10 protein-coding genes and 2 tRNA genes are annotated in these 9,243 nt (G+C 69.2%); 4 read left to right on the forward strand and 8 right to left on the reverse strand.

The genetic code is table 11. From position 1 onward, the window contains the following. From D466_RS0102875 to D466_RS0102890, 4 genes are all read left to right on the forward strand, one after another. Positions 1 to 432 (forward strand): hypothetical protein, encoded by a 432-nt coding sequence (locus D466_RS0102875; RefSeq protein ID WP_018912194.1) that lies wholly within the window; start codon positions 1 to 3, stop codon positions 430 to 432. 399 nt (positions 433 to 831) lie between these two features. Next, complete coding sequence (locus D466_RS0102880; RefSeq protein WP_018912195.1) at positions 832 to 1,125, forward strand: type II toxin-antitoxin system RelE/ParE family toxin; 294 nt, start codon at positions 832 to 834, stop codon at positions 1,123 to 1,125. A 3-nt stretch (positions 1,126 to 1,128) separates the two neighbouring features. Continuing rightward, positions 1,129 to 1,431 (forward strand): addiction module antidote protein, encoded by a 303-nt coding sequence (locus D466_RS0102885; protein ID WP_018912196.1) that lies wholly within the window; start codon positions 1,129 to 1,131, stop codon positions 1,429 to 1,431. An 18-nt stretch (positions 1,432 to 1,449) separates the two neighbouring features. Then, entirely contained in the window at positions 1,450 to 1,938 is a 489-nt protein-coding gene (locus D466_RS0102890; protein ID WP_018912197.1) for a DUF4440 domain-containing protein, read from the forward strand. Positions 1,939 to 1,992: 54 nt separating this feature from the next. On the opposite strand, the gene D466_RS0102895 is transcribed toward D466_RS0102890, so the two are convergent. From D466_RS0102895 to D466_RS0102930, 8 genes are all read right to left on the reverse strand, one after another. After that, positions 1,993 to 2,068 (reverse strand) — tRNA-His (locus D466_RS0102895). 35 nt (positions 2,069 to 2,103) lie between these two features. Continuing rightward, the gene (locus D466_RS0102900) at positions 2,104 to 4,029 is read right to left on the reverse strand and encodes a SurA N-terminal domain-containing protein (RefSeq protein ID WP_018912198.1); all 1,926 of its coding nucleotides are present in this window, start codon (positions 4,027 to 4,029) and stop codon (positions 2,104 to 2,106) included. A 123-nt stretch (positions 4,030 to 4,152) separates the two neighbouring features. Beyond that, positions 4,153 to 4,228: transfer RNA gene (locus D466_RS0102905), tRNA-Val, on the reverse strand. A 47-nt stretch (positions 4,229 to 4,275) separates the two neighbouring features. Further along, positions 4,276 to 4,563 (reverse strand): HU family DNA-binding protein, encoded by a 288-nt coding sequence (locus D466_RS0102910; RefSeq protein WP_255325874.1) that lies wholly within the window; start codon positions 4,561 to 4,563, stop codon positions 4,276 to 4,278. Positions 4,564 to 4,918: 355 nt separating this feature from the next. Continuing rightward, positions 4,919 to 6,037, reverse strand: coding sequence for a tartrate dehydrogenase (locus tag D466_RS0102915; protein WP_018912200.1), 1,119 nt, complete (start codon positions 6,035 to 6,037; stop codon positions 4,919 to 4,921). 7 nt (positions 6,038 to 6,044) lie between these two features. Then, positions 6,045 to 6,611 carry a CDP-diacylglycerol--glycerol-3-phosphate 3-phosphatidyltransferase gene (pgsA, locus tag D466_RS0102920; protein WP_196803401.1) on the reverse strand — a complete coding sequence of 189 codons (567 nt, stop codon included), beginning with the start codon at positions 6,609 to 6,611 and terminating at the stop codon, positions 6,045 to 6,047. A 75-nt stretch (positions 6,612 to 6,686) separates the two neighbouring features. Further along, positions 6,687 to 8,558 carry an excinuclease ABC subunit UvrC gene (uvrC, locus tag D466_RS0102925; RefSeq protein WP_018912202.1) on the reverse strand — a complete coding sequence of 624 codons (1,872 nt, stop codon included), beginning with the start codon at positions 8,556 to 8,558 and terminating at the stop codon, positions 6,687 to 6,689. Continuing rightward, complete coding sequence (locus D466_RS0102930; protein WP_018912203.1) at positions 8,536 to 9,195, reverse strand: uracil-DNA glycosylase; 660 nt, start codon at positions 9,193 to 9,195, stop codon at positions 8,536 to 8,538. Before D466_RS0102930 ends, uvrC begins: the two co-directional genes overlap by 23 nt. Between the last annotated feature and the right edge of the window lie 48 nt (positions 9,196 to 9,243).

The following is a 9,243-nucleotide window of genomic DNA, read 5'->3' on the forward strand; positions in this document are numbered from 1 at the left end:
ATGCTATCCATTGACACCGCCGATTTTCAACTTCAGATGCGCCCCGTTGCGACGCAGCGCGAGGAGCCTGGTGGCCCGTATCTTGAGTGGCTCGATGTGTGGATCAAGATCGAAGTGCCGGGGATCCAGGCGGAGGGGGCATGGAGCGTGATGCCCGGCGAGTTGCGGGGCTTTCTGCAACAGATCCAGTCGATGCATGCGCAGCTTCGGCCGGGACAGCATGCGGAACTCGCAGGCGTTGAGGCTGGCTTCAACCTGCGAGTGCAAGTACTGGACAGAGGTGCGATCATCGGCGATTGGCGCTTTCAGCCCTCCCCCCCCGATGGAGCATGCATTACGGGGCATTGTGGTCTGGACCAGTCTCATCTGCCGGGATGGATGCAAGGAATCGAGTCTCTTCTGGCATACATCCCATCGAACAACTCGGCGTAGTTGATCCGCCCCCTGCAGGCGTACCAGCGCTACGGCAGAAGCCGGCAGCCCTGCACCATTTCCGCGCCTTCGGCCGCGGATGGCAGGCAGGGCTGAACGCCCGCTGGAAGATTGGGGCAGCACCCTGTCACCAACGGAGCGGTACGGCACGCTTAGTGCCTCGACACGAGCCAGGCTCACAACCCCAAGGAAACCGCAATGCGCAAACGACGAAGCCCGGCACTTGGCCGGGCTTCGTCGTTCAATGCTTGGGGTGCGACACGGGACGAAGATGCGAACTGGAGCATGTTGCTGGCGCCGTGACGAACACGCCATCCATGACGCAGAAGACGGAACCAGGCTGCCCATGCGCGCGTAACGGACATTCGCCACTAGTATCGTATTCGATACAATTGGCTCGTGAGTTACGTCATCCAGCAGACCGTGACCTTCGCCAAGTGGCGTGCAAGCCTCAAGGATCTGCGGGCGGCGACGGCGATACGGCGTCGCCTCGAGCGCGCCCAGGCAGGCAATCTCGGAGACTTCAAGCCGGTCCAGGGCGACGTATCCGAAATGCGCATCGACGTCGGGCCCGGCTACCGCCTGTACTTCACGATCCGGGACGGGATCGTGGTGTTCCTGTTGACGGGCGGGAGCAAGTCCACGCAATGCGCCGATATCCGGCGCGCAGTGAAGATGGCCAGGGAGATCTGAACCATGAACCTGAAATTCGTCCCCTTCGACATCGTCAGCGAACTCGACTCCGACGAGGCCATCGCCGAGTACCTGCGCCAGGTGTTCACCGACGGCGACTCCGACGAGATCATCCGCGCCCTGGGGCATGTGGCACGTGCCCGCGGAATGGCGAAGCTGGCCGCCGACAGCGGGCTTGGCCGGGAGAATCTCTACAACGCGCTGAAGCCGGGGGCCAAGCCGCGCTTCGACACCATCCTGCGCGTGTGCCGGGCACTGGGCGTCGACCTGGTCACGCAGCCGCACGATGCTCGGACGACGGCCTGACGGCCGGGGAGCACGCCGATGAAGCGCAACCTGGCCGCTGAGCTCGCCGAAGGCTGCGAAGCACTCGCCGTCAACCGTCTCAGCCAACGCGCACTGCCGCCGCCCGAAGTCGAATCGATGACGCCGCCTTCCGATCCGATGGAAGACCTCGCCGCGCTGGAGAGGGAGCTTCACGATCCGGCCGTCCGCCGCGATCGCGCCCGCGTCGACGCGCTGCTGCACCAGGGTTTCGAGGAGGTGGGGCGTTCGGGCATCCGGTACACGCGCGCCGAGACGATCGCCGCCCTGGCATCCGAAGGACCGTCACGCGCCGCGATCACGTCCGACGCCTTCGCGCTCACGGCGCTGGGCGCCGACGCTGCGCTGCTGACCTATCGCACGGCCGAACGTTTGGCGGACGGCTCGGATATCAGGCATGCGCACCGCTGCTCGCTGTGGCTGCGCGTCGAAGGGCGATGGCAAGTCCGCTACCACCAGGCCACGCCCACGACCGAAAGCCCTGGATGAGGCGGCAAAAAGCGCGAAAGCCCAGCGCTGGCTGGGCTCTCGGCGTTCATTCGTTGGGGTGGCTGATGGGACTCGAACCCACGACAACAGGAATCACAATCCTGGACTCTACCAACTGAGCTACAGCCACCACCGGAAACCGGCCATTATAGGCATGTTCCTGGCTCAGCCGGAAGTGTTGTCCCCCGGCTTGTAGAAGATCTTCACGCCGTACTCCTTCTTGAGGGAGTCGACGTAGGCCTGTTCGTAGGCCTGGCCCAGGATCTGGTTCAGCGTGCCCTGCTGGGCGGCGAGTTCCTCGGCGCCGGGCTTGGCGTGGGTGACGGCGTCGACGGATACGAGCTCGTAGCCCTGGCCCGGCAGCGCCACGCCCATCAGCTGCGGCAGCTTGGCGGGGTTGGCGCGGAACACGGCTTGAAGCACCGGCTGGGGCACGCTCGATGGCTCCTGCGCCAGCGACACCTGCTGGCTCGCGCCCCACTGCGGCTGGGCCTTGCCGGCGCGCGCCTGCGCCAGCGCCTGCTCGCCGGCCTGGACGGCGCGCTTCGCGGCGAGTTCCTGCGTCAGCATCTGGCGCGCGCGGTCCTGCGCCTGCTCGAAGCTCAGCGTGGTGGCCGGCTGCAATTGGACGATGCGTCCGGAGGCGAGCACGTTGGGCGCGATCCGCACCGCGGGGATGTTGCGGCGGTCGCGCACGCTGAGCTTGCCGAACAAGGCCTTGAGGAAGGCGGGGCTGGCCAGCGGGTCGGCCGAGGGGTCCCCGGCGCGCGGCTGCGAGGTCACGTCGGCGGCGGTCCGGACCTGCAGGTGCAGCCTGGCGGCCACCTTGTCGTAGTTGCGGCTGTCCTCGTAGACCATGGAGCTGAACTTGTCGGACTCGTCGTGGAACAGCTTGGTGGCCTGCTGCTTGCGCAGCGCGGTGTCGATGTCGGCCCTGGCCTGGGCCAGGGTCTTGGTCTCGGCGGGGCGGATGCCGGTGAGTTCGACCACGTGGAAGCCGAACTGGGAGCGCACGGGCCCGGCGACCTCGCCGACCTTGTGCAGCGCGAACACCGCGTCGGCCACGGGCTTGACCATGGCGTCGGGCGTGAACCAGCCCAGGTCGCCGCCGGCGGGGGCGGTGCCGGGATCCTGCGAATCCTTGCGCGCCAGCTCGGCGAACCCGGCCGGATCCTTGCGCAGCTGCGCGGCGATCGCCTCGGCCCTGGCCTGAGCCTGGGCCACCTGCGCCGGCGTGGCTTTCGGAGGCAGGGTGATCAGGATGTGGCTGGCGCGGCGCTGCTCGGGGCTGTTGAACTCGGCCTTGTGGGCGTCGTAATAGGCCTGCTCCTGCTGGGGCGCGACCTGCACGCCGGCCTCGAGCTGGGCGGCGCTGAACACCACGTACTGGACCTGGGCCTTCTCGGGAACCTGGAACTGCTCGGGATGGGCCTTGTAGTAGGCCTGCACCTGCGCCGCGTCGGGCTGCACGTCCTTGGCGAAATCGGCCGCCTGGAACTGCGCCACGCGCACGCTGCGGGTCTGCGTGCGCCAGTCGGCCAGCTGGGCGGCGACGGCGCGGCTGCCCAGCGCGTTGTCGGCCAGGCCGCCCTGCGCCTGCTGCAGCAGCAGCTGGGCGCGCACGCTGGACTCGAACTGGCCGGTGGTCATGCCCTGTTCCTGGATCAGCTTGCGGAAGGCGGCGACGTCGAAGCGGCCGTCCTTGTCGCGCAGCGCGGCGATCTGCGGGATCTGCAGGATGGCCTGCTGCAGCGCGCTGTCGTCGACTTGAAGGTGCTGCTTGTTCACGGCCACCTGCAGCAACGCCTCGCGCACCATGGCGTCGAGGGTGCGCATGCGCATCTGCGGCGTGTCCAGCGCGGCCGCGTCGGCGTTGCCGCCCAGTGCCTGCTGCATGCGCGCCACCTGGTCGCGCTCGGCGGAGTCGAGCTGTTCGCGCGAAATCGGGATGCCGTCGACCTTGGCCGCCAGGTTGCCGTCGCCCGTGAAGTGGTTGTAGCCCTGGATGCCGAACAGCACGAAGGACGGGACGATCAGCAGGAACAGCACCACCTGCAGGAGCTTGTTGTGCTTGCGGACGAATTCGAACATGGCGGCTGGGGACGGCTCCGGCTCGGCGGCCGGACGCGCGGATAGCGAAATCGGGAGGCACCAAAACAAAAGGCGAACCGAGGTTCGCCTTCGTGTGCCCCAGCGTGGGGCGCGGCTTGCAGGTGGTGGGTGCTGAGGGGTTCGAACCCCCGACCTACGCCTTGTAAGGGCGCCGCTCTACCAACTGAGCTAAGCACCCCGACGTGCTCCGGCAAACCGCGCGAGCCTGGCGCGCAGTTTAGTGCATCAGTTCAGCGCGTCCTTCAGACCCTTGCCGGCGCGGAACTTCGGCACCTTGGCGGCCTTGATCTTGATGGTCGCGCCGGTGCGGGGGTTGCGGCCGGTACGCGCCGGGCGCTTGGTCACGGCGAAGGTGCCGAAACCGATCAGCGTGACACTGCCGCCCTTCTTCAGGGTGACCTTGACGCCTTCGATCATCGAATCCAGAGCGCGCGCAGCGGCGGCCTTGGAGATCTCGCTCTTCTTCGCGATGTGTTCGATCAGTTCTGTTTTATTCACTCTGGCCCCCTGCATGAGGATGGTGTGGTTGAACGAGTTGACGACGACACGACGCCACGGAACTTGCGCCCGCCCGCGGACACGTCGCGATGCCTCCGGAGAATTGCGCGTACGCCCCAGGCCGAGGTTCAGCCGTTGCGCCCGGTTCGTGATGCGCGCGGACCCGAGGTCCGGAAGCGCACCGGGGGTCTTTCGAGGCCCGGCTCGCATCACCGCGATCACGCCGAGCGCCGCGGATTACAAGGCTTGCGGCGCCAGCCCACGCATTAGAGCGAGCACCGCTGCGCGTGTCAATCAAGGGAAGTGCCAGCGCGCGGCCCGCGTGGTGGGAACGCCGCGGAGCCGGCGCCGGCGCGGGCTGGCGGGCCGATCAGGCCCGGGCTACCTGGGCGGCGATGGCCCGGCCGAGCTCGCTGGTGCTGGCCTGGCCGCCCAGGTCGGGGGTGCGCGGCGCCTGGGAATCGGGCTGCAGCGCGGCCTCGATGGCGCCCAGCATGGCGTCGTGGGCGTCGCGGTGCCCGAGGAAGTCCAGCATCATCGCGGCGCACCAGATCTGGCCGATGGGGTTCGCCAGGCCCTTGCCGGCGATGTCCGGCGCCGAGCCGTGCACCGGTTCGAACAGGGACGGAGCGCTGCGCGTGGGATTCAGGTTGGCGGAGGGGCCGATGCCCAGGGTTCCGCACAGCGCCGGTGCGAGGTCGCTGAGAATGTCGCCGAACAGGTTGGAGCCGACGATGACGTCGAAGTCCTGCGGGCGCTGCACCAGGCGCGCGCACAGTGCGTCGATGTGGAACTGGTTCCAGCGCACCTGGGTGTGCGCCTGGGACACCGCGCGCACGCGTTCGTCCCAGTAGGGCATGGTGATGGAAATGCCGTTGGACTTGGTGGCCGAGCTCAGCAGGCGCCGCGGGCGGCGTTCGGCCTGCTCGAAGGCGAAGTGCAGCACGCGGTCGACGCCGATGCGGGTCATGATGGAGTCCTGCACCACCATCTCGCGCTCGGTGCCGGCGAACATGCGCCCGCCGGCGTCGGAATATTCGCCCTCGGTGTTCTCGCGCACGATCAGCAGGTCGATGTCCCCCGGCACGCGTCCGGCCAGCGGGGAGCGCACGCCAGGCATCAGGCGCGCCGGGCGCAGGTTGACGTACTGGTCGAAGGTGCGGCGGAACTGCAGCAGCGAGCCCCACAGCGAGACGTGGTCGGGCACCTTGTCGGGCCAGCCGACGGCACCGAACAGGATGGCGTCGAAGTCGCCCAGGGTCTGTTCCCAGTTCTTCGGCAGCATGCTGCCGTGGCGCAGGTAGTAGTCGCAGGAGGCGAAGTCGAATTCCTCCAGCTGCAGCGCGATGCCGAAGCGGCTGGCGGCGGCCTGCAGCACCCGCACCCCCTCGGGCATGACCTCCTGGCCGATGCCGTCGCCGGGAATCACGGCGATGCGCCACGGGCGCGCCTGGGCGGGCGCGGCGGAGGAGGACGATTCCTGGCTCATGAGGACCTCATTCGGAGAGTTTGATGCCCGCCAGCGCGAGCTTGAAGTAATACAGCATGGACCACAGGGTCAGCGCGGCGGCCACGTCGAGCAGCCAGCCGCCCCACCAGGCCGCCGACAGCACGCCGAACAGGCGCCCGTCGTACAGCAGCAGCGGGATGGCCACCATCTGGGTGGCGGTCTTGACCTTGCCCAGCCAGTTCACGGCCACGGCGCGCGAGCGGCCGATGCGCGCCATCCACTCGCGCAAGGCCGAGATGGCGATTTCGCGGCCGATGATGATCAGCGCCACCAGCGAGCCGATGCGCCCGAGCTGCAACAGCACGAGCAGCGCGGCCGAGACCATCAGCTTGTCGGCCACCGGGTCCAGGAAGGCGCCGAAGGCGGAGGTCTGGTTCCAGCGTCGCGCCAGGAAACCGTCGAACCAGTCGGTGAGCCCGGCCAGCACGAACAGCAGGGCGGCCGCGAGGTTGCGCTCGGGCAGGCTCAGCCAGTGCTGCGGCAGCGCGTACACGCCGACGACCAGCGGGATGGCCGCCACGCGAAGCCAGGTCAGGAGGGTCGGCACGTTCATGGTGCCCAGCATTATTCCATCGCCGGGCGCGAAACCCCATGCGGGCAAGCCCGGCGCCCGTCCGGACCGGCCGGTTCAATGCAGCGCGGAGTAGATGGCCTGCGCAAGTTCCCGCGAGATGCCCTCGACGCTCATCAGGTCCTCCACGCTGGCCTGTTCCACGCCGCGCAGGCCGCCGAAGCGGGCGAGCAGGCGGGAGCGCCGCTTCGGGCCGATGCTGGCGATGTCCTCCAGGCGCGAGCCCCCGGTGCGCGCCTTGGCGCGCCGCGCGCGCATGCCCGTGATCGCGAAGCGGTGCGCCTCGTCGCGGATCTGCGCCACCAGCAGCAGCGCCGGGCTGTCGGGCGGCAGGCTCAGCTTGGGCCGCGAGTCGGCGAACACCAGTTCCTCGAGCCCGACCTTGCGGCCTTCGCCCTTTTCCACGCCGACGATGCGGGCGATGTCCAGCCCGAGCTCCTCGAACACCGAGCGGGCCACCCCCACCTGGCCGCGCCCGCCGTCGATGAGCACGATGTCGGGCAGTCCCTCGCCGCTGTTCTCGGCCACGCGGGAATAACGCCGCGTCAACACCTGGCGCATGGCCGCGTAATCGTCGCCGGGGGTGATGCCCTCCACGGTGTAGCGGCGGTAGCGCGAAGGCTGCATCGCGTGCTGCTGGAACACCACGCAGGAGCCCTGCGTGGCCTCGCCCGCGGTGTGGCTGATGTCGAAGCACTCCACGCTCAGCGCGCCCAGGTCGTCGAGCTGCAGGCCCAGGGCCTGGGCCAGCGCGTCGGTGCGCAGGTGTTGCGCGCCCTCGTCGGCCAGCAGCCGCGCCAGCGCCAGGCGCGCGCCCTGCTCGGCCTGCTCCAGCCAGCGCCGGCGCGTGCCGCGGGGGTTGAGCACGACGCGGCAGCGCTGGCCGCGGTGCTGCTCCAGGGCCTCCATCAGCTCGGAGGACAGCGCGCAGCCGCTGACCAGCACGGGAGGCAGCGGCAGGTCCAGGTAATGCTGCGCGACGAAGGCCTCCAGCACGGCCTGCTCGGGCGGCATGCCCTCGGGCGCGTCGTCCAGCCCGGCGAGCTGGCTGGGGTAGTAGGCGCGGTCGCCCAGGTGGCGCCCGCCGCGCACCATCGCCAGGTTCACGCAGGCGCGCGCGCCCTGCAGCGCCACGCAGAGGATGTCGGCGTCCTGGTCGGCGTCGACTTCCATGCTCTGCTGTTGCAGCACCCGCGACAGCGCGCCGATCTGGTCGCGCAGCACCGCCGCTTCCTCGAAGCGCAGCTCGGAGGACAGCTGCTCCATGCGCTGCTGCAGATCGCCCAGCACGCCGTCGTGCTCGCCGCGCAGGAAGCGGGTGGCGGCCTCGACGTCGGCGGCGTAGTCCTGCTGCGAGATCAGCCCCACGCAGGGGCCCGAGCAGCGCTGGATCTGGTGCAGCAGGCAGGGCCGGCTGCGGTTGGAAAACACCGTGTCCTCGCAGGTGCGCAGCCGGAACACCTTCTGCAGCACGGTGATGCTTTCCTTGACCGCCCAGGCGCTCGGATAGGGGCCGAAGTAGCGGTTGCGCCGGTCCACCGCGCCCCGGAAGTAGGCCATGCGGGCAAAGGCGTGGCTGGTGCCCAGCTTGAGGTAGGGGTAGGACTTGTCGTCGCGGAACAGGATGTTGAACCGCGGGTTCTGGGTCTTGATGAGGTTGTTCTCGAGCAGCAGCGCTTCCGCCTCGGAGGCGGTGACCGTGGTCTCCATGCGCTCGATGCGCGAGACCATGTGGCCGATGCGGGTGCCGCCGTGGTCCTTCTGGAAATAGCTGGACACGCGCTTTTTCAGGTCGCGCGCCTTGCCGACGTACAGCAGCGTGCCGTCGGCGGCGAAGTAGCGGTAGACCCCCGGCAGGTGGGGCAGCGCGGCGACCTGCCGGGCCAGCGCGTCGTCGGCGGCCATCTCAGGTTCCCGCGGCGCGCGCATCCGCCGCGGCGCGCTCGAACACGCCCCGGAACATGCCGGCGGTCAGGCGCCCGGTGTTCTGGTTGTAGCGGCTGCAGTGGTAGCTGTCGTACAGACGCAGCCCGCCCAGTTCGTGGCGCGCGCCGTGCGCGAAGCGCGCCGCGGAGGCCTTGAGTCCCAGCGCCTGCAGCACCGCGCCGTGGGCCACCGTGCCCAGCGCCAGCACCACCGCCAGGCGCGGCATGCTGGCAAGCTCGGCGCGCAGGTAGGCGTTGCATTCGCGCACCTCCGCCGGCAGCGGCTTGTTGCCGGGGGGCAGGCACTTGACGCTGTTGCAGATGCGGCAGTCGAGCATGCGCATGCCGTCGTCGGCGCGGATGCTGGCCGGCGGGTCGCCCGCCAGCACCGGGGGCTCGCGCGTGGCCAGGCCCAGCTCGTTCAGCGTGCCGTAGAGCAGCGGGCCGGCGCCGTCGCCGGTGAAGGGGCGGTTGGTGGCGTTGGCGCCGTGCAGCCCGGGCGCCAGCCCCACCACCAGCAGGCTCGCCGACAAGGGGCCGAAGGAAGGCACCGGCAGGCAGGCGTACTGGGGGTGGCGCTCGTGCACCTCGTCGCGGAAGCCCGCCAGGCGGGAACAACGGCGACAATGGGGGTCGTACACCGGATGTCCGGTCGGCGCGCCCGCGCGCTCCCGTGTGGATTGCTTGTG

It is taken from the genome of Thiomonas sp. FB-6 (assembly GCF_000377645.1).
Lineage (GTDB): Bacteria > Pseudomonadota > Gammaproteobacteria > Burkholderiales > Burkholderiaceae_C > Thiomonas_A.

Coding starts and splice junctions, on each gene's coding strand:
- D466_RS0102875 (WP_018912194.1), top strand. CDS start 1: ATGCTATCCATTGACACCGCCGATTTTCAACTTCAGATGCGCCCCGTT.
- D466_RS0102885 (WP_018912196.1), top strand. CDS start 1,129: ATGAACCTGAAATTCGTCCCCTTCGACATCGTCAGCGAACTCGACTCC.
- D466_RS0102890 (WP_018912197.1), top strand. CDS start 1,450: ATGAAGCGCAACCTGGCCGCTGAGCTCGCCGAAGGCTGCGAAGCACTC.
- D466_RS0102900 (WP_018912198.1), bottom strand. CDS start 4,029: ATGTTCGAATTCGTCCGCAAGCACAACAAGCTCCTGCAGGTGGTGCTG.
- D466_RS0102910 (WP_255325874.1), bottom strand. CDS start 4,563: ATGCAGGGGGCCAGAGTGAATAAAACAGAACTGATCGAACACATCGCG.
- D466_RS0102915 (WP_018912200.1), bottom strand. CDS start 6,037: ATGAGCCAGGAATCGTCCTCCTCCGCCGCGCCCGCCCAGGCGCGCCCG.
- pgsA (WP_196803401.1), bottom strand. CDS start 6,611: ATGAACGTGCCGACCCTCCTGACCTGGCTTCGCGTGGCGGCCATCCCG.
- uvrC (WP_018912202.1), bottom strand. CDS start 8,558: ATGCGCGCGCCGCGGGAACCTGAGATGGCCGCCGACGACGCGCTGGCC.